The organism is Candidatus Regiella endosymbiont of Tuberolachnus salignus, assembly GCF_964020115.1.
GTDB classification, from domain to species: domain Bacteria; phylum Pseudomonadota; class Gammaproteobacteria; order Enterobacterales; family Enterobacteriaceae; genus Regiella; species Regiella insecticola.
Window position 1 is genome coordinate 2,578,428 of the sequence record NZ_OZ026542.1, and the last position, 21,116, is coordinate 2,599,543.

At 41.9% G+C, this 21,116-nt stretch carries 16 protein-coding genes and 1 pseudogene; 10 read left to right on the forward strand and 7 right to left on the reverse strand.

What is annotated here, in order from left to right; genetic code table 11:
• Positions 1–7: 7 nt before the first annotated feature.
• Positions 8–1,657: pseudogene (gene metG / locus AACL30_RS13065) on the reverse strand (methionine--tRNA ligase); the annotation flags it as partial.
• Between the two features lie 451 nt (positions 1,658–2,108).
• Here metG and ubiG point away from each other — a divergent pair.
• A complete protein-coding gene (gene ubiG / locus AACL30_RS13070; protein WP_339056889.1) occupies positions 2,109–2,837 on the forward strand; it encodes a bifunctional 2-polyprenyl-6-hydroxyphenol methylase/3-demethylubiquinol 3-O-methyltransferase UbiG in 729 nt (242 codons plus the stop codon).
• A 320-nt stretch (positions 2,838–3,157) separates the two neighbouring features.
• Here ubiG and AACL30_RS13075 read toward each other — a convergent pair whose 3' ends face one another.
• The 5 genes from AACL30_RS13075 to rpmH are packed head-to-tail and all read right to left on the reverse strand — an operon-like array spanning position 3,158 to position 6,598.
• Positions 3,158–4,171: an LD-carboxypeptidase gene (locus AACL30_RS13075; RefSeq protein WP_339056890.1), complete on the reverse strand. Its 1,014-nt coding sequence runs from the start codon at positions 4,169–4,171 to the stop codon at positions 3,158–3,160.
• A gap of 46 nt (positions 4,172–4,217) precedes the next feature.
• Positions 4,218–5,846, reverse strand: coding sequence for a membrane protein insertase YidC (gene yidC, locus AACL30_RS13080; RefSeq protein WP_339056891.1), 1,629 nt, complete (start codon positions 5,844–5,846; stop codon positions 4,218–4,220).
• Positions 5,830–6,117 (reverse strand): membrane protein insertion efficiency factor YidD, encoded by a 288-nt coding sequence (yidD, locus tag AACL30_RS13085; protein ID WP_339056892.1) that lies wholly within the window; start codon positions 6,115–6,117, stop codon positions 5,830–5,832. Before yidD ends, yidC begins: the two co-directional genes overlap by 17 nt.
• Positions 6,096–6,440 carry a ribonuclease P protein component gene (gene rnpA / locus AACL30_RS13090; RefSeq protein WP_339056893.1) on the reverse strand — a complete coding sequence of 115 codons (345 nt, stop codon included), beginning with the start codon at positions 6,438–6,440 and terminating at the stop codon, positions 6,096–6,098. Before rnpA ends, yidD begins: the two co-directional genes overlap by 22 nt.
• Before the next feature lie 17 nt (positions 6,441–6,457).
• Complete coding sequence (gene rpmH, locus AACL30_RS13095) at positions 6,458–6,598, reverse strand: 50S ribosomal protein L34 (RefSeq protein ID WP_004871828.1); 141 nt, start codon at positions 6,596–6,598, stop codon at positions 6,458–6,460.
• 525 nt (positions 6,599–7,123) lie between these two features.
• Here rpmH and dnaA point away from each other — a divergent pair.
• The 7 genes from dnaA to AACL30_RS13130 all read left to right on the forward strand — a co-directional run bounded on the left by dnaA (position 7,124) and on the right by AACL30_RS13130 (position 18,863).
• Positions 7,124–8,512, forward strand: a complete 1,389-nt coding sequence (gene dnaA / locus AACL30_RS13100; RefSeq protein WP_039907714.1) for a chromosomal replication initiator protein DnaA — start codon at positions 7,124–7,126, stop codon at positions 8,510–8,512.
• 5 nt (positions 8,513–8,517) lie between these two features.
• Positions 8,518–9,645, forward strand: coding sequence for a DNA polymerase III subunit beta (gene dnaN / locus AACL30_RS13105; RefSeq protein ID WP_339056894.1), 1,128 nt, complete (start codon positions 8,518–8,520; stop codon positions 9,643–9,645).
• Positions 9,646–9,852: 207 nt separating this feature from the next.
• Positions 9,853–12,267 (forward strand): DNA topoisomerase (ATP-hydrolyzing) subunit B, encoded by a 2,415-nt coding sequence (gene gyrB / locus AACL30_RS13110; protein ID WP_006705045.1) that lies wholly within the window; start codon positions 9,853–9,855, stop codon positions 12,265–12,267.
• Between the two features lie 186 nt (positions 12,268–12,453).
• Positions 12,454–14,682 carry a GTP diphosphokinase gene (gene relA / locus AACL30_RS13115; RefSeq protein WP_339056895.1) on the forward strand — a complete coding sequence of 743 codons (2,229 nt, stop codon included), beginning with the start codon at positions 12,454–12,456 and terminating at the stop codon, positions 14,680–14,682.
• A gap of 254 nt (positions 14,683–14,936) precedes the next feature.
• Complete coding sequence (locus AACL30_RS13120; protein ID WP_339056896.1) at positions 14,937–15,677, forward strand: hypothetical protein; 741 nt, start codon at positions 14,937–14,939, stop codon at positions 15,675–15,677.
• 117 nt (positions 15,678–15,794) lie between these two features.
• Entirely contained in the window at positions 15,795–16,301 is a 507-nt protein-coding gene (locus tag AACL30_RS13125) for a CS1 type fimbrial major subunit (RefSeq protein WP_339056897.1), read from the forward strand.
• A gap of 204 nt (positions 16,302–16,505) precedes the next feature.
• The gene (locus AACL30_RS13130; protein WP_339056898.1) at positions 16,506–18,863 is read left to right on the forward strand and encodes a TcfC E-set like domain-containing protein; all 2,358 of its coding nucleotides are present in this window, start codon (positions 16,506–16,508) and stop codon (positions 18,861–18,863) included.
• A gap of 77 nt (positions 18,864–18,940) precedes the next feature.
• Here the strand turns inward: AACL30_RS13130 and AACL30_RS13135 are convergent, their stop codons facing one another.
• The gene (locus AACL30_RS13135; protein WP_339056899.1) at positions 18,941–19,129 is read right to left on the reverse strand and encodes a hypothetical protein; all 189 of its coding nucleotides are present in this window, start codon (positions 19,127–19,129) and stop codon (positions 18,941–18,943) included.
• Here AACL30_RS13135 and istA point away from each other — a divergent pair.
• Entirely contained in the window at positions 19,128–20,306 is a 1,179-nt protein-coding gene (gene istA / locus AACL30_RS13140; RefSeq protein ID WP_339056344.1) for an IS21 family transposase, read from the forward strand. The two genes, AACL30_RS13135 and istA, sit on opposite strands and share 2 nt — an antisense overlap.
• Positions 20,303–21,100: an IS21-like element helper ATPase IstB gene (gene istB, locus AACL30_RS13145; protein ID WP_339058365.1), complete on the forward strand. Its 798-nt coding sequence runs from the start codon at positions 20,303–20,305 to the stop codon at positions 21,098–21,100. Before istA ends, istB begins: the two co-directional genes overlap by 4 nt.
• Positions 21,101–21,116 lie beyond the last annotated feature (16 nt).

A 21,116-nucleotide genomic window follows, 5' to 3' on the forward strand; every position in this document is an offset into this window, starting at 1 on the left:
TACTCTCAAGATTTTCTTTCGATGAATTGACCATTTGGTTAACTTTATCTAAATCAATACGGTTAAACAGGGCGTTAAATTTATTTATTTGATGGTTCAACAAGGGGAAAGCAAGCTTATCCCAATCCAATTCACTGTTTAGAAAAGCTTGGCTGCGAGTACTTAAGCTTGGCATAACAGGTTTGAGGTAGATCATCAGTACTCGAAATAAGTTGATTCCCATAGAACAAATCATTTGCAAATCTGTGGTGCGACTCGCGTCTTTTGCCACCACCCAGGGAGCCTGTTCGTCTACATAACGATTAGCTAAATCAGCCAACGCCATAATTTCGCGGATAGCTTTACCGTTTTCACGGTTATCATAGGCTTGTGCAATAGTAACAGCTGCATCAGTAAAGGTTTTATACAGCGCCGCATCAGCAAGCTGATGCGCTAACTTGCCAGCAAATTTTTTATTAATAAAACTCGCATTGCGGGCAGCTAAATTGACCAATTTATTAACGACATCGGTATTAACCCGTTGCACGAAGTCTGCTAAATTTAAATCTATATCATCAATACGAGAAGATAACTTAGCCGCATAATAATAACGTAGACAATCAGGATCAAAATAGTTCAGATAAGTGCTAGCTTTAATAAAAGTGCCTCGTGATTTAGACATTTTAGCGCCATTAACCGTGACATAACCGTGAACAAATAAGTTAGTTGGTTTACGAAAACCACTTCCGTCTAACATCGCTGGCCAAAATAAACTGTGAAAATACACAATATCTTTACCGATAAAATGATATAAATCAGTAGTCGCACCTTCACACCAAAATGCATTAAAATCCAGATCGCTGCGTTTGCTACAGAGATTTTTAAATGCACTCATATAACCGATAGGAGCATCTAACCAAACGTAAAAATATTTACCAGGCGCATCGGGTATTTCAAAACCAAAATAGGGTGCATCGCGCGTTATATCCCACTGCTGTAGACCTGATGTAAACCATTCCTGCATTTTATTGGCAACTTGTTCTTGCAAGGTTCCTGAATGGATCCAACTTTGCAGCATGTCACTAAAAGCAGGTAGATCGAAAAAAAAATGTTCAGATTCACGTATCAGGGGGACAGCGCCAGAAAGTGTAGATTTTGGATCCATCAACTCTATCGGGCTGTATGTTGCACCACAGGCTTCACAATTATCACCATATTGGTCTGGGGATTGACACTTTGGGCAACTGCCTTTCACAAAGCGATCCGATAAGAACATTTCTTTTTCAGGATCATACAATTGAGAAATAATACGCTTTTTGATATAGCCTTTTTCTTTCAAACGACAATAAATTAACTTTGATAGTTCCAGATTTTCTTCGCTATGGCTGGAGTGATAATTATCATAGCTGATGGAGAAACCAGCAAAATCCTGTTGGTGCTCCTGGCTCATTTCCGCAATCATTTGCTCTGGCTTTAGCCCTAGCTGCTGTGCTTTTAACATAATAGGTGTGCCATGTGCATCATCCGCACAGATAAAATAAACCTCGTTGCCACGCATTCGTTGATAGCGAACCCATATATCAGCCTGAATGTGTTCAAGCATGTGGCCAAGATGAATAGCGCCGTTAGCGTAGGGTAATGCGCACGTTACCAATATTTTTTTTGCCATTTTATCCATAAGAGAATATTTTTAACCGTGATTTGCATTAAACGATGCCAAATGTTAACCGATCATACCCTTGGTCGCTAGCTGTGTTGATGTTTGATTATTATTTGCATGATAATTAAGTGAAAGAAAGCGTTGTCTGTCATTTACACGAAAATGTTTTATTTGTTTTTAATAGACCTCTTTGGAAACCGTAGTTCGTTATGCGGAGTCAAGGCACCCGGCGCACAGCAACCTTCGTTAACATAAAGTACATGAGGATTGCGCGCACCGGACAACGCAGGATCCGTATCACGCAGTAGGTTTCCGAAGAGGTCTAATGAATGATTTTACATTAGGGGCACTAAGAGCCTGTTCCAAATCTTCTTGAATGATACTCAGACGAACACAAAAGATTTCAAATGGCTCTTAGTAATTCATGTGTATAATTTTCCTCAACGATCAATTCAAGAGATACTGATTTATGCACGCCAAACTCACCAATAATCCACCTAACATTGATCAACAAGAAATAGCTAAATTTGCAGCCATCGCGTCTCACTGGTGGGATTTACAAGGTGATTTAAAATCGCTTCACCGCATTAATCCATTGCGCCTTAACTATATTTTACAACGCGCAGAAGGTATTTTTGCGAAGAAAGTATTAGATGTTGGTTGTGGTGGCGGTATTCTCGCAGAAAGTATGGCCAGAGAAGGTGCAGAGGTGACTGGACTGGACATGGGTAGCGAACCGTTACAAGTAGCACGATTGCACGCCTTAGAAAATAAAGTACAACTCAATTACATTCAGCAAACAGTCGAAGAGCATACAAAAACCCACAGGGAACAATACGATTTAGTCACTTGCATGGAGATGCTAGAACATGTTCCTGATCCCGCATCGGTGGTGCATGCTTGCGCGCAATTAGTTAAACCCGGGGGACATGTTTTCTTCTCTACCATCAATCGCAATATTAAATCTTGGTTAATGGCAAAAGTTGCAGCGGAATATATTTTACGCCTGGTTCCGAAAGGGACACATGATGCGAAAAAGTTTATCCGACCGGCGGAACTAATAAGATGGCTAGAGTCAACATCATTAATTGAACGTCACATCATTGGACTACATTACAATCCATTCAATGATAATTTTAATCTGGGTTACAAGGTAGACGTTAATTATATGTTGCATACACAACGACACCATCATTAAACCTCTTTCCAAACCTACTGCGTGACGCGGATCCTGCGGTGCCCGCTGCGAGCAATCCTCATGTTTGGCAACGAAGGTTGCTGTGCGCCAAGCGCCTTGCATTAGCCTCACTCGCTACGGTTTGGAAAGAAGTCTATTAAAAAAAAACCTTTCTGCAGCCTGAGCTGAAGAAAGGTTGCCAATTCCGGCCTAATACCAGGGAAGAGGCTAATATACGCCATTTATAAGTAAAATCTACCTTTTTATTTGCCAGCCAGGGCAATAACATTTTTACATCTTCCCCACTATAACGTTCTATGCGATCCTCGTGGCTTCTAAAACTATTTTGATTTATTCGATAACGCCATTTTTTTCTGCGTCAAAGAACAATATTCATCATTTTTGTTGCAGTTGATCTTCACATCATTAAAAAGAATCAGTGGTTTATTAGTTTTGCCGTGTCCAAAGAGCGGGTAATAGTAAACAGGATAAGGTGCTTTAGCTGCAAAATCTTTAATCACTGTTTTAAATATTAACCGCTCTTCATCTGTAGCAGAAAGAGAATAAAACTGCCCAAAGATGATGCCTTTAGGTTTGAATTGATTTTTATAAAGCAATTGATGTAAGGAGCGGTCAAGTTGACGATAGGTCACACCAACATCTTCAACAATGAAAATATCGTCAGCGCTTACCGTTTCGTATTTTGTTGAGAAGAGAGATTGTAATAAAGTCAGGTTGCCGCCAAAAAGTTTACCCGCAATATTTTTTCTAGCCTGATTATTCAGTGGTATCACATCACGATATTTAATCTCCTTTTCCGCTAAAGAAAAAATATCCTCTACATCACTATTCCTACTGATTTCTGATTTTGTTTCATTGGGAACATACAGGTTTTTATTGAAAGAAGCCAAAACCCCATGAACAGAAGGCCACTTTATCTGTCTATTGATAAAATAATGGATGGCAGTAACATCACTAAACCCGACGATAATTTTTGGCGTGGATTTTTTTATCTTATCTTCAGCAGCATAAAGATAGGGTAATAAATTTAATGCCCCTGCCCCACCGCGTACAAACCATAAATATTTAACATTATCGTCGGTCAGGGCGTTAATAAGGGTCTTTGCTCTGCTTTTATCCGTATTAACATAACCGAAATCAGAAACCTGTTGATCGAGGTATCGAGTATCCACAAGATGCCCTTTTTCCTCGAACATGGTAATTATGCTAGGGATCACTTCCTCGTTATATTCACTAGAGCTTGATATGAGATAAATCGTTGGCTTTTCTTGTGCAATGAGCTCAGATGATAAAATAAAACCTAATAAAAAAATAAAAACATAGGATACTTTCATACAAAGCTCCACTGAAATTTCTGTTTTATACCCTTCGCCTTTCAAGTCATTTTTTTTCGCGTTGATGTAAGCCGCGTTTCTCTAAACCATGATAAATCAAATATTGCTGCAAGATAGTCACCAAATTACTGACGATGTAGTACAGCACCAAACCAGCGGGAAACCATAAGAAAAATACCGTAAAAATAACAGGCATAAACGTCATGATTTTTTGCTGCATAGGATCGGTGATAGTGGTTGGTGACATCTTCTGAATAAAATACATGGTGACACCCATCAGAATCGGCAAGATATAGTAAGGATCTTGCGCTGATAAGTCATGGATCCACAATACAAAGGAGGCATGGCGCAGTTCAACCGAACTCATCAACATATAATACAATGCTAGAAAAATCGGCATCTGAATCAGTAGCGGTAAACAACCGCCCAACGGATTAACCTGTTCAGTTTTATACAACGCCATCATTTCTTGGCTCATGCGTTGCTTATCGTCGCCGATACGCTCACGCATTTCGGTAAGCTTGGGTTGAAGCATCCGCATTTTTGCCATCGAAGTATATTGAGCCTTTGTCAGTGGATACATAATGCCACGGACAATAAAGGTAATAACAATAATGGAAAAACCCCAATTACCGATAAAACCTTGAATAAAATGCAATAACTTAAACAATGGCTGAGAAATAAACCATAACCAACCATAATCTACCGTCAAATCGAGATGAGTGGCAATTGCTGCCATCTTGTCCTGGATCTCTGGACCGATCCATAACGTCGCTGCTAAATCTTTTTGTTCCCCCGGAGGGATAACCACTGGCATACTCTTAAAACCAATAGCAGCCAGGCCATTGCTGAGCTTATTGGAGTAGAAAGTGTGAGTTTCTTGAGCAGCTGGGATCCAAGCAGTGGCAAAATATTGCTGTAACATCGCAACCCAGCCACCTTGGGTTACCGTATTTAAGTTAGTCTCTTCAATATCACTAAAACTGTATTTTTTATATTTAGTCTCATCGGAAGAGTATGCCGCTCCACGATAAGTCTGCAACGCAAAATTACTACTGCCGGTATCGCGGTATTGAGGCAAGTTAACACTTTGTTTCAATTGACCAAATAAACTGAATTCCAAGGGCGTAGCCAAGGTATTTTTAACCCGATAATGCACTCCAATCGCATAATCGTTACGCTTCAGCACAAAGGTTTTAGTAAATATCACGCCTTCTTGGCTAGTGAAAGTTAATGGGATACGTAATTCATCTTGGTTTTCAGCCAGTACAAAGTGATCCTGAGTGGCCGTAAATAACGGGCGAGCCCCGTTAGCAGGATTATCCGGCCCATTTTTGCCGGTTAAACCGCTTTGGGCTTGATAAATAAAAGCCGGGGTGGTTTCTAATAGTTCAAAAGGCTTATCTGAACCTAATACATTTGGATAGGCGAGTAAATTGGCCTGTTCAATATCACCTCCACGCATATTAATGGTCAAAGACAATACATCAGTCTGTACTCTAATCAATTGCTTTTGAGTATCAGCTGCCGTTTGGTTTGCCATACTAGCCATATCCGTACTCTGTTGCGCAGTCTGGGGAAAGGATGGTGGGTTATTGTCCACTTGCCACGTTTGCCAGATCATGAAAGAGACGAACAACAAAGCGATGAGGAGGAGATTACGTTGCGGAGCCATCGTGAGTGTTCTCTAAATTATCTTCGGGTTTTGGCGGCACAAGATCAGTGCCACCTGGGTTCAAAGGGTGGCATTTTAATACACGCTTCAGTGTTAACCCACTGCCTTTTAGCAGGCCAAACTTAATCAAGGCTTCAATTGCGTAATCGGAACAGGTCGGATAAAAACGGCAGCGAGGCTCCAAAAATGGGCTAATAATGCGCTGATATCCCTTAATCAGTCCGATCAGAACATGGCAAATTAGCGGTATTAACGACAATAGCGATGCCATAATTTTTCTAACATTTTCGCCAGTACCAAATTATCAAGCTCAACGGCACCTTTTTTAGCCAACACCACAAAATCCATAGATGGCAACTGATGCTGACGCAAACGAAAACTTTCGCGGGTTAGACGTCTAATCCGGTTACGCTCATGTGCTCGTTTAATCTGCTTTTTTGCAATGGCAAAACCTATTCGAGGGTGGCCTAATTCGTTCATACGGCCAAGGAACGTAATTTGCGGTGTACCAGCCTGTTTTGGCTGTTGAAAAACAAAAGCAAAACTAGCAGGAGTTAACAAACGTAACTCCCTAGGAAATGCTAACTTAACCACTTAAACGGTGAGCTTAATTACTTAGACACAGTCAGGCGAGCACGGCTTTTTGCTCTACGGCGTGCCAACACTTGACGGCCATTTTTTGTCGCCATACGAGCACGGAAACCGTGACTGCGATTACGTTTCAATACGGATGGTTGAAAGGTACGTTTCATAACAATTTTACCTAATATAACAGGGCGAAGACGGCGATTATACTGACTCCCGTTCAAATCGCAAGAACATATCCGGAGAATTTTTTTAGCCCGTAATTGACATCTTCCTCGCCTTGAAGACCGAGGTTTTACGGCATATCCCCTTCGCCTTTCAAGCTGCCGCGTTGTTGGCGGCGGGTGTTCGCCTGAATCAAATTAAAATGATTCAGCTAGAGTATGTCTACGCTCATCGGCCTCACACTCTGGCCACCTAGCAGCAACTTGAAAGCCTTTGGGTATAAAACTGTGATGAATTAGCCGCTTCGGTATAATGATCGCCTGTCAGCAAATCGTCTGTCGACAAAAAGGCTTGAATCTGCAAGTTAAGGGGAAGATATATTGCTGCGTTTGCGCTATGATCTTCTGCCCTGTTGGTGATCTCGATACTCCAAATTGGACAGCACGTAGCAGGTCGTTGTCGTATGATGAATTCATAGCCTATTCTTTTTATTTCTTTTTATTGGTCTTGTTAGAGTGGAGTTTACCGTGTCACTTTCGCTTTGGCAGCAATGTCTTGCCCGATTGCAGGAAGAATTACCTGCCACAGAATTTAGTATGTGGATCCGCCCATTACAGGCGGAACTGAGTGATAACACACTAGCTCTTTACGCCCCTAATCGTTTTGTTTTAGACTGGGTTCGCGATAAATATTTAAACAATATCAATGGATTACTTAATGATTTTTGCGGGGAAAATATTCCTTTGCTGCGTTTTGAAGTCGGGAACAAACCTGTAATACAAACGACTAACCCGTCGGCGATAAGCAGTGTTGGTGTACCAATCGTGCCTATCACTCACAATGTCACTGGGCGACTTGGTTGGGATAGTGCGCTTACGCAACCTCAGCGTGATTACCGTTCAAATATCAACACGAAGCATTCATTTGATAATTTTGTAGAAGGAAAATCTAATCAGTTGGCTCGAGCAGCCGCACGTCAGGTTGCTGATAACCCTGGTAAAGCATATAACCCCTTATTTCTGTATGGTTGTACCGGTTTAGGTAAAACGCATCTTTTGCATGCAGTGGGTAACGGTATTATTGCTAATAAATCTAAAGCGAAAGTAGTGTATATGCACTCTGAACGCTTTGTGCAGGATATGGTTAAAGCACTACAAAACAATGCGATTGAAGAATTTAAACGTTATTACCGTTCACTTGATGCTTTACTCATTGATGATATTCAATTTTTTTCCAACAAAGAACGTTCTCAGGAAGAATTTTTTCATACTTTTAATACATTATTGGAAGGCAATCAGCAAATTATTTTGACATCAGATCGTTATCCAAAAGAAATCAATGGCGTGGCAGATCGGCTAAAATCTCGCTTTGGTTGGGGTCTGACAGTCGCCATTGATCCACCAGAGCTTGAAACCCGTGTCGCTATTTTGATGAAAAAAGCAGATGAGAATGATATTGTTTTGCCGAATGAAGTCGCTTTTTTTATCGCAAAACGTTTACGTTCTAACGTACGTGAACTAGAAGGGGCCTTAAACCGCGTGATTGCTAATGCCAATTTTACCGGCCGAGCAATCACCATTGATTTTGTGCGCGAAGCACTGTGTGATTTACTTGCATTGCAAGAAAAGCTTGTTACCATTGATAATATTCAAAGAACGGTCGCTGAATATTATAAAGTTAAAGTCACCGATCTTCTTTCCAAACGGCGTTCTCGTTCAGTAGCACGACCGCGTCAAATGGCCATGGCCATGGCCAAAGAATTAACCAACCATAGTCTGCCTGAAATTGGTAATGCATTTGGAGGTCGTGACCATACCACGGTGTTGCATGCCTGTCGAAAAATTGAACAATTGCGTGAAGAAAATCACCATTTTAAAGAAGATTTCTTAAATCTAATTAGAACCTTATCCGCCTAAGCGCCATGAAATTTACTATTAAACGTGAACATTTGCTCAAACCCTTACAACAGGTCAGTGGTCCGCTCAGTGCACGTACAGCCTTGCCGATTCTGGCTAATTTACTGCTACAAGTTAGCGACAACACACTGACCTTGACCGGTACTGACCTAGAAATTGAGATGGTGGCAACAATTGCTTTGTCTCAGTCTCATAAAACTGAAACTGGATCCACTACGGTACCCGCCCGCAAGTTTTTCGATATTTGTCGAGGTTTGCCGGAAGACGCTGAAATCACCGTGACACTAGAAACTAAACGTTTATCAATACGTTCAGGTCATAGCCGTTTTTCGCTTTCCATACTGTCCGCTAGCGATTTTCCTAATCTGGCCGATTTGAAAAAAGAAAAAGAAGTCGAATTAACTGTTTCACCGGCAGCCTTAAAGTGTTTGATCGATTCAACTCAATTTGCTATGGCGCATCAAGATGTACGCTACTATCTCAATGGAATGTTATTCGAAGTTGAAGGTGAAAAATTATGTGCGATCACCACTGATGGTCATCGTTTGGCAGTCTGTTCAACCTCTGTAATTCAAAAAGACACCGCGCAAGAGTTGAAAAAATATTCGGTGATAGTACCACGTAAAGCTGTCATCGAATTAGCGCGCTTACTCAGTGGTGGCGAGGATAGGTTGTGTCTACAAATTGGCAGCAATAATATCCGTGTTCATCTCAATGGCTTTATTTTTACCTCAAAATTAGTTGATGGCCGTTTCCCTGACTATAAACGTGTCTTTCCTAAAAATCCGTCAAAAATAGTTATTGCAAGCTGTGAGCAACTTAAACAAGCCTTTTCACGGGCGGCGATTTTATCCAATGCAAAATTCCGGGGTGTCCGGCTGCATATTAGCGCGGGTAAACTTAAAATTACCGCAAATAATCCAGAGCAAGAAGAGGCAGAAGAAACCCTCGATGTCGACTATCAGGGCGAGGATATTGAAATCAGTTTCAATGTAGGTTATCTGCTGGATGTCCTTAATGCGCTTAAATGCGACAAAGTCAAGCTGCTACTGATTGACTCGGTTTCTAGTGTACAAATTGAAAATATTGAAAATCAAATCACCACCTATATTGTGATGCCAATGCGTCTTTAAATATACCCACAGTCCTTCAAGTTACCGCTAGGCGGCAGGGGGTGAGAGCGATGAGCATAGACATACCATGAGGGCGAGCACCCGCAGCCAACAACACAGCGGCTTCAAAGGCGAAGGGTATAGGCTCTAATAAAGGCAAGATGTTCCGTATCGAACATGGCAAAATAGAGTTTCAATCACAGGATTACAAATAAGCGAGAAACGTTGATGTCAAATATTTATGACTCTTCAAGTATCAAGGTATTAAAAGGACTAGACGCGGTTCGTAAGCGTCCGGGCATGTATATCGGCGATACTGATGATGGTACTGGTCTACATCACATGGTATTCGAGGTGGTAGATAACGCTATCGATGAAGCGCTTGCCGGCCATTGTAAAGAGATCATCGTTAAGATCCATATGGATAATTCAGTATCTGTACAAGATGATGGGCGCGGGATCCCTACTGGTTTACATGAAGAAGAAGGGGTTTCCGCAGCGCAGGTTATCATGACAGTGTTACACGCTGGCGGTAAATTCGATGATAATTCCTATAAAGTCTCCGGCGGGTTGCATGGTGTCGGTATATCGGTAGTGAATGCTTTATCTGAAAAACTAGAATTGGTCATTCATCGTGAAGGGAAAATTCACGAACAAACTTATATGATGGGAGAGCCCCAGACGCCCCTTCGAATCGTTGGTGAAACAGCACAAACCGGAACCCGTGTGCGATTCTGGCCCAGTTTGCAGACATTTACCAATAACACCGAATTTCAATATGATCCCCTGGCAAAACGACTGCGAGAGCTGTCTTTTCTTAACTCGGGTATTTCCATTAAATTGCATGATGAACGTGATAATAAAGAAGATCATTTTCATTATGAAGGGGGGATCAGGGCTTTTGTTGAATACTTAAATAAAAATAAAAATCCAATCCATCCTAAAATCTTTTACTTTTCCACTATAAAAGATGACATCGGTGTAGAAGTAGCTTTGCAGTGGAATGATGGTTTTCAAGAAAATATTTACTGTTTTACTAATAATATTCCACAACGTGATGGGGGCACCCATCTGGTGGGATTTCGTACGGCAATGACACGTACTTTGAACAGTTATATGGATAAAGAAGGTTACAACAAAAAAACAAAAATCAGCGCAACAGGGGATGATGCTCGTGAAGGTTTGATCGCGGTGGTTTCGGTTAAAGTGCCTGATCCTAAATTCTCTTCACAAACAAAAGACAAATTGGTCTCATCAGAAGTGAAAACCGCCGTTGAAACTTTGATGAATGAAAAATTAATAGAGTATTTATTAGAAAATCCGACTGACGCTAAAATTGTCGTTAATAAGATTATCGATGCAGCTCGTGCACGTGAAGCGGCGCGTAGAGCACGTGAAATGACAAGGCGTAAAGGCGCTTTAGATTTAGGCGGATTGCCGGGTAAACTGGCGGACTGCCAAGAACGTGATCCGGCGCTATCGGAGCTCTATTTAGTCGAAGGTGATTCGGCAGGTGGCTCGGCAAAACAAGGTCGTAATCGTAAAAATCAAGCGATTTTGCCGCTAAAGGGTAAGATCCTCAATGTAGAAAAAGCCCGCTTCGATAAAATGCTATCTTCACAAGAAGTGGCAACACTTATCACCGCCCTGGGATGTGGCATCGGGCGAGACGAATATGATCCTGATAAACTACGCTATCACAGCATTATTATCATGACCGATGCCGATGTCGATGGTTCACACATCCGAACGTTGTTGTTGACCTTTTTCTACCGTCAAATGCCCGAAATTATTGAACGTGGCCATGTCTTCATCGCGCAGCCCCCACTGTATAAAGTTAAAAAAGGTAAACAAGAGCAGTACATCAAAGATGATGAGGCAATGGAACAATATCAGATATCCTTAGCCCTTGATGGCGCTGCGTTACATACTAATGCTTATGCTCCTGCGTTAGCGGGTCAAGCACTGGAGAAATTGATTACAGAGCACTATGCGGTGCAAAAAATCATAGCCCGTATGGAGCGTCGCTATCCCCGCGCTTTGTTGAATCATCTCATTTATCAACCCAATTTACTGCAAGAAACATTGGCTAATAAAGAAACTGTTCAGCAATGGATCGACTCGCTGGTGATTTTATTAAACCAAAATGAACAACAGGGTAGCCACTATAGCGCTATCGTACGTGAAAACACCGAGCGCCAATTATTTGAACCCCTATTACGAACCCGTACTCATGGTGTTGATACTGACTACCCTCTAGATTTTGATTTCATCCACAGTGGTGAATATCGAAAACTTTGTCAATTGGGTGAAAAATTACGTGGCCTACTGGAACAAGATGCCTTCGTCGAGCGTGGGGGACGTCGCTTAGCTGTTGACAGTTTTGAAGCGGCACTAGATTGGCTAGTAAAAGAGTCTCGGCGCGGTTTGACTATTCAACGTTATAAAGGATTAGGTGAAATGAATCCTGACCAATTATGGGAAACCACGATGGATCCAGCGAATCGCCGTATGTTACGTGTTATGGTCAAGGATGCCATTGCTGCAGACCAGTTATTTACTACATTAATGGGGGATGCCGTAGAGCCTCGGCGCGCATTTATCGAAGAAAATGCATTGAAAGCGGCCAATATCGACATTTAATGAGATTTGTTGAATGCGCCTGAAAAGGAAAAAGATCTGGATTATACCCAATGAATTTCGAGTTACGGCAAGGCGGCAAGGGCGACCGACCGATGAGCATAGACAGGCTACCTGATGAGGCGAACACACGCAGCTAACGCCGCCGTAACTTGAAAGGCGAAGGGTATAGGCTCTTAGAGGAAAATTATGGTTGCTATCAGAAGGACACATTTGAATTCAACAGGTGAATTTTCTCTCGACACTTGGATCGCTAATTTAGGACTAAGCAATTTACATTCATCTAAAAAACTCGCTGAAACCTGGCATTACTGTGAACAAAAGACGAAAAATCATCCAGAGGCTTCATTGCTACTGTGGCGTGGCCTGGAAATGGTTGAAATTCTTGCCACACTGAGTATGGATAATGACAGTCTGTGCGCCGCACTGTTATTTCCTTTGGTAAATACCAATTTGCTGGAGGGAAAAACACTCAGCGAAAAGCATGGCAAAGATATTGCCGCATTGATTCGAGGTGTGCGCGACATGGATGCTATTCGCCAATTGAGGGCGGTTCATAATGATGCAACAAACGCCAATCAAGTAGATAATGTCCGACGTATGTTGCTAGCGATGGTCGAAGATTTTCGCTGTGTCGTTATCAAGTTGGCAGAAAGGATCACGCAGCTACGAGAAGTGAAAAATGCGCCAGAAGAAGAGCGGCTATTGGTAGCGAAAGAATGTTCAAATATCTACGCTCCCCTGGCCAATCGACTGGGTATTGGTCAGATGAAATGGGAGCTAGAAGATCTTTCTTTCCGCTATTTGCATCCCACTGAATATCAAAAAATCGCCAAATTATTGCATGAGCGCCGCATTGATCGCGAACAATTTATCACCAATTTTGCCACGACATTACGTAAAGCAATGGCAGATGAGGACATTAAAGCTGAAATTTGCGGTCGACCAAAACATCTCTACAGCATTTGGCGTAAAATGCAGAAGAAATCGTTAACCTTTGACGAATTGTTTGATGTACGTGCGGTTCGTATTGTCGTGGAACGTTTACAAGACTGTTATGCGGCGCTAGGTATTGTCCACACGCATTTCCGCCACTTACCTGATGAATTTGAAGATTATGTCGCTAATCCTAAACCGAATGGTTACCAATCCATTCATTCTGTCGTTTTGGGGCCAGGAGGAAAAACATTAGAAGTTCAAATTCGCACTAACCAAATGCACGAAAATGCCGAACTGGGCATTGCCGCTCATTGGAAATATAAGGAGGGTACTACGGTAGGGCGAGCAGGCTATGAAAGTCGGATTGCTTGGTTACGAAAATTGATTTCCTGGCAAGAAGAAATGGTAGATTCGGGCGCTATACTGGATGAAGTACGCAGCCAAGTATTTGATGATCGCGTATACGTTTTTACCCCTAAAGGCGATGTTATTGATTTACCGGTTTATTCTACCCCGCTGGATTTTGCTTATTACATTCATAGTGATGTTGGCCACCGTTGTATTGGCGCTAAAGTTGGCGAACGCATCGTGCCTTTTACCTATCAATTAAAAATGGGTGACCGAATTGAAATTATCACGCAAAAGCACCCCAATCCGAGCCGTGATTGGCTAAATCCTAATTTGGGTTATATCACCAGCCATCGGGCGCGCGCTAAAATTCACAATTGGTTCCGTAAACAAGATCGCGAAAAAAATATTTTGGCCGGGCGTCAAATAATAGATAACGAATTAGCACAGCTCGATATTAGTTTAAAAGAAGCCGAAAAATGGTTGGTCTCACGTTACAACGTTAATTCACTCGATGAAGTCCTAATGGCGATTGGTGCAGGTGATATCCGCATCAACCAGATGGTTAACTTCTTACGCGGTAAATGCAATAAACCCAGCCCAGAAGAAGCCGATAAGCAGGCAATGCAGTATTTGACCGACAGAACACAACAAGGAGCGGTTAATAGTAAAGAGCCTGGGCGCATTATTGTCGGAGGGGTGGGTAATCTGATGTACTCTATCGCCCACTGTTGCTATCCGATACCAGGCGATAACATTGTAGGTTTTATCACTAAAGGGCGAGGGATCTCCATTCATCAGGCTCATTGTGAACAATTAACCGAGCTTCGACTGCATGTACCTGAACGTATTGTCGATGTGGCATGGAGTGAAAATTATTCTAGTGAGTATTCACTGTTAGTGCGTGTTACCGCTCATGATCGCAGCGGATTACTGCGTGATATCACCACGGTTTTAGCTAACGAAAAAGTGAAAGTGTTAAAACTGGCTAGCCATAGTGATGCCAAGAAAAAATTAGCTACCATTGATATCGATATTGTTATTGCAAGTGCAATGATGCAGCAGCGGGTGCTCGCCAAACTAAAGGCATTAGCAGAGGTGATTGATGCGGGGCGTTTTCCTTTGCACTGATATACCCTTCGCCTTGAATCAAATTAAACTGATTCAGCTATAGCATATTGAATGACATAACTTGAAATTCATTGGGTATATTAATAAATGGAAAACCCTTAAATAATCTTAAAATTATTTCGTTTCTTTATTTTTAACCAATAAAGTCAAAGTATACTCGTGATTATAAAAAATAATAAATATAGAATTCCCCCACGTTAAATCATTTTAAATAGCTACATTTATACCTTGATTTATTAAATGGATTTAATTAAATGAAAAAAATTATTCCCCTTTTATTTCTTCTTACTAGTTATTTTTTTTCTTCTCTAGTGACAGCGTCTCCTGCTATTAATATTGGCAGTATGTATGACATGTTAATGCCGGGAGAAAGCACATTAACCAAACGAATTTATAATTCTGGTAGTAGCACCGCTTTTGTGCGCGTGGATATTTTAGAAATAACGCTTGGTGAAAAGAAGAATACAGAAACACCGATTATTCAAGTAAAAAATAATAAAGTAAATAAAGAAACATTAATAGTCACGCCACAACGCTTGATTATTCCTCCTTCCGGTTTTCAATATGTACGGCTTATTTTTCCTGGTAAAAGAGATAAAGAGCGTTATTACCGTGTGCGTTTTACACCCGTATTACCCAAAAATAATGACGGCTTTAATCTCACTGAAAAAGAATTAAAAGATTATAAATCGACACAAGAAATTAAAGCCGGTGTCAATGTTATGACAGGTTATGGTAGCGCGCTTTTTGTCTTGCCAGAAAATCCACACTTTGATACGCAATTCATTAAAGATAAACAGCTTATTACAGTAAAAAATAACGGCAATGCTACGGTGCTATTAGATAAAATAAAAATCTGTTTACAAGAAAAAGATAAAAAAAGATGCGAAGAAGAAAGACGTACTTTTATTCTACCGGGCAAGAGTTATCAGTTGGATAAAAAAACGGCTGAAGGGGAAATAAATTATACGCTTATTGAAGGCAAGAGTACGTAAGCTACTCTGTATTAGACAAAGCAGTAAAACCCTATTTTAAATATTAACCATTAGGTTAAATTTAAAGAAAACATCCTAATCAGGATAACATTATCAAAGTAATCATTAAGGGAAAATATGAAAAATACAATGGTAAAAAATAAAACGCTTTTAGCTTCAGCTATTTTGGCATTAACGGCTTTTTCTTCTGGGGCTTATGCTCAGACATTTTCACAAGATCATACTATTAATCTGTTGGCGCGTATTACTCCGGTTGTCTTTGAAGTCAAACCTACCAGTGATCTTGAAAGCCAGTATGAATTAACCTTCAATCCTGCTGCAAGAACATTAGGAACAGTGGATGTGCCCTTTACTCATGTTAATACTACCGGAAAGGCTATCAATGCTAGACTAACTGGTGAGCCAGTATTAACTGATGGTAAGAACAATACAATACCATTGTCGATATATTATAATGGTGTTGAAATTAGTCATGACTCTTCATCTGCTGTCGTTGATGAAACAACCAGCGCCACTCGTGGCAACGCTAATTTAAAAATACAACCTGTCTCTTTAAATCAGGATACGACACCAAGCGGAAACTATACAGGAGAAGTTACCGTTATGTTTGAATCTGACGTGTAATTAATCTCTGTAATAATATAAACATACCAATCCGTCATTCTTATTAGTTTTATTAAGTTACCATGCTAAAAGATTGACGGGCTGATCCTTTTTTTAATAGTCATTGGAAATTAATATCAAATAAATTTAATTAAAAATATTATGTTTTTATCTTTGTTTTTTCTTTTTCTTATTATAGCTATCTGTTCTACTTTTAATTACGCAGTGGCTAATCCTATTTTATTTTCGCCAGATCAACAGGCGATGCCTGACGATTTCAAAGATTATTTTTATCACTCAGAAATTCCGGTTCAGGTTTATTTAAACGATAAAATATTATTTGATGCTGATATGACCTTAACTGAAGCAGGCACTATTACTTTAGTGAGACTAACCAGCAAGAATGAAAGTGTTTATGACTCAGCTGATATTCATCGTTGGGAAGATTCTTTACTGCAAGGCATTCAGCTTGGAAAATGTGAAGACCACTGTCCATCAGGCTTGATGGCGGCAGAATATAGCCTAAGTGCCTCTTCATTAAAGCTGTATTCGAAAGAATATGAAAAAGAAAAAACACAGAGTCGTTATCTTGCGATGCCCACCGGAACCCCTGCGGGACTGATTATCAGTAATGATTTTAATTATTCTGGCGGGCAGAATGCCTCTCATCGTTCGCGGCTTAATTCATCCTGGATCTCGTCGCTAATGGGCTGGAGCCAAAAGCTGTCTTTTCAATCGGCAGCCTATAACACACAGGGTTCAGCAGAGAATACGATCAATTTATATGAATTTTATACGCAAAAAGAATGGCAGGGACATTTTCTTCGTTTTGGCTATTTTACGCCCAGCTCTGCGGCAGGCAATGTGCAAACGGGCGGTTTTGGTAATGAAAGAACCTTGGGCATGATGTGGACCAGCTCAGATAATTTATTGGCTGACTATGATAACGTCAGTCTCTATCCCATCTATGTCACCGGTCGCAACGCGGCTATTGCGGAAGTTTACCGTGATAATCGCTTAATTTACAGCCAACAATTGCAAGCGGGTATACAGCCTCTCAATACGCTGCGTTTGCCCGCCGGTATTTATGATATCAGGATTGATATTATTGAAAATGGTAAAAAAACAGATAGCCAGCGTGCTCAGGTGTATAAACCAATACGCTGGAAAGATAATAGTAAGCGTTGGCGCTATAACCTGTGGTTCGGTCAGCTTCAACCTCTGTCATCATCTCGGGACTCGCAAGATAAGGAAGGGATTGCCTTAGGCGGCAGCGCTGATTTTTTACTCCATCCCCGCGTGATTTTAGGCGCGGCACTGGCGCAAAAAGGCCAGCGGCAAGATGTCAGTGCGCGCACTGAAATTATGTTAAATAACCAAAACGCGCTCTATGCCCAAATCAGTGCTAACAGTGAGCGAAGGATCTCAACAGATCTTCGTTATTACCAACGTTATTCACAAGGGAGTATTGGCCTGCATTGGCGCCGTATCAATACACCAGATGGTAAGCAAGGTAACAATAAAAACGCTAATAAAGAAAGTTGGGCGATCACACTCAATCAGAATTTAACGCGCCACAGCAGCATGATGCTTCGCGGGCAATATATCAGTGCGGGCTCGCAACCTGGGCTGGCGGCGGATATCGGCATCAATACCTCAGTGAGGATCGTCGGGCGTGATGTTAGCCTTAGGTTCGTGGGCTATGATCGGCCTCGCTATTCCTCCTATCAAGGGCGTGATAGAGGAATCGAATTAGGCCTTTCTTTTAGTTTAGATAAGACGCTAAAAACACACAGTATTGCGGCACAGCTCGGCTTAAAAAATGACAATCCCTACACCAATCTGCATTATCAGTGGCGACCAGAGCACCCTGCCCCCTTCAGTTATGCCAATACCACTGTCTCAGCAGATCCTGATGGCCTGTCGCTAAGTGGTAACCTAGGCGTTGATACCCCTCTGATTAACGGTGATGTTTATTTGCAGCGAGGAGCGAAGACAACCGATCTCTACGGCGGTGCTAATTTGAGTAATATTTTAGTTTTCGGCGGTAACAGTATTGCCGCTGGACGACAATTGGATGCGCAAGCCGCGTTGATCTTAGAGGTAGAAAGTGATCAAAAGGATCTCAAGCTTGAGATATCCGGCGCGGAGGCTAACTCCCCCTTTTTACAAACCGGTAAAAATATTGTCAGTGTGATGCCTTGGCAAGAGAAATTGTTGCAATTTAGTGCGCCTTCTGGTGAGGGGATAAAAATTTATCCGGAAAATTACACTTTACGCATGAACCGCGGCAGTGTTAATTACCTTAAACTGCGGGCAGTAAAAACAGAAACCGTGGTCGGCATGCTAACCGATGAAAACGGTGAATTATTGTATAACCAAGAAATTTCCAGTGATGTGGGCAAAGCACGTATTAATAGTGATGGCGTGTTTACACTTGAGGTGAATGCGGCTAACCCGAAAATTACCTTGACTGGCCAAGGAGATCAACCTGGGCTGATCTGCCCATTGGCTCCCGCCCCTTTTGCAGAAAAAGGTAAAGTCCGTTTTGTTGATACCTTAGCCTGCCATCGGAGTCGATAACTATGTCAATAACTATGTCGATAAAAATAATGAGCAGTAAAAATCGCTTTCATAACCCTCTTATGGGGCTGTTGTTATTATTGATGATGACCAGTGGGGTAATGGCAGAAACCGTGGTGATAACGGCAGATTTTCAGCCGCATGTTAATGATAAGACCTTTTGTCAGCGCTAATGATAAAAGACCGTAAATTGCTAATTTAATTTGTCCACTCAAGCCAGAATGCAGTTTCCTTTGTGGTGACAAAGCCATGAGGGAAATAAGCATGCTAAGAAGAGAGGACCACTACATGATAAAACAACGCCATCAACAGGGGGCATTTATTGTTGATATTGCCCATCAGATAGGGTGTTCAGAAAAAACGGTGAGACGGCACATTAGCTATCCTGCGCCGCCAACAGCAAAACGCGGTAAAAAACAGGTTGCTAAACTCGAGCCCTTTAAAGACTACATCGATTCAAGGTTGAGTGAACAGGTTTGGAATGCGGCGGTTATTTTTGAGGAAATCCGTGAAAAAGGCTACCGGGGTGGGAGTGCGATGCTCCGACGTTATATACATCCCAAACGTCCGCTCAGGGCCTCGAAAAACACGGTACGCTTTGAAACCCTCCCCGGTTATCAACTTCAACACGATTGGGGAGAAATCATCGTTGAGGTGGCAGGCTCTGCCTGTACGGTTAATTTTGCCGTTAATACGCTCGGTTTTTCGCGTCGCTTTCATGTCTTTGCTGCCCCTAAGCAAGATGCTGAGCACACGTATGAATCGCTGGTTCGCAGCTTCAATTACTTCGGTGGCAGCGTAAAAAATGTCTTGGTAGATAACCAAAAAGCCGCTGTTATCAAACATGGACAAAATGGCCACATCGAGTTCAATGCGGGCTTCCTGCAACTGGCTAATCACTATGGGTTTAGCCCTCGCGCCTGTAAGCCTTATCGACCGCAAACGAAAGGCAAAACCGAACGGATGGTGGGCTATGTTAAACACAATTTTTTCACTCGCTACCGTCAGTTTGAGAGTTTCGCTCATGTTAATCAACTGCTAGCGATGTGGCTGGCGAAAGTGGCAGACCAGCGTCATCTTCGTCAATTCAAGCAGACACCGGAAAATCGTTTTGCTGAGGAAAAAATAGCCTTGATGCCACTCCCTGCGACTGATTTCGATACCAGCTACTTCGACCTACGACAAGTGGCATGGGACAGCTATATCGATGTCAGAGGTAATCGCTATAGCGTGCCTTCATTCTGGTGTGGTCGTGCGGTTAATATTCGTATCGGTTTAGATAATACGCTACGTATTTACGGCGATGAGCAACTGCTCGCGACGCATCTCTTGCAGGAGGTAACGCAGGGCTGGCAAAAGGTGCCAGAACATCATCAAGCCCTTTGGCAACAGGTCAATCGAGTAGCGTCTCGTTCGCTCAGTGTGTATGAGGAGCTACTCTGATGGAAATGGAAAACTTGTTGATACGGTTAAAAATGGATTACCTGGGCGATGCGTTGGAGAGTTTATGTGAAGAAGCCACCAAGAAAGCACTGAACTACCGTGAATTTCTCCAGCAGGCATTAGCCCAGGAATGGAACGGGCGTCACCAAAAAGGCTTGGAATCGCGGTTAAAACAAGCACGTTTGCCGTGGATAAAAACCTTGGAGCAATTTGACTTTACTTTCCAACCAAGTATAGACAGGAAAATTATCCGCGAGCTGGCGGGGCTGAGGTTTGTCGAACATCATGAAAACGTCATTTTGTTAGGCCCACCTGGGGTAGGGAAAACGCATTTGGCGATAGCGCTGGCTGTCAAGGCAGCTACAGCTGGGCATCGGGTATTGTTTATGCCTCTGGATAGACTCTGCTGTACCTTAATGAAGGCAAAGCAAGAAAACCGTCTGGAACGCCAACTTCAGCAACTGTGCTATGCCAGGGTATTAATACTGGATGAAATCGGGTATTTACCGATGAATCGCGAAGAAGCTAGCCTATTTTTCAGGTTATTGAGCCGTCGTTATGAAAAGGCGAGCATCATTCTCACATCAAATAAAAGTTTTACTGATTGGGGGGACGTATTCGGTGATCACATTTTAGCAACTGCGATTTTAGACAGGCTTTTACATCATTCAACCACATTGAATATTAAAGGAGAAAGCTATCGACTCAAAAATAAACGCAAAGCAGGCATGTTGCCTATAAAAACGACTGATATTATCCAGGCGCCTGGAATAGAAACCCAACAGGAAAATTAGCAAAAACTGGACATTT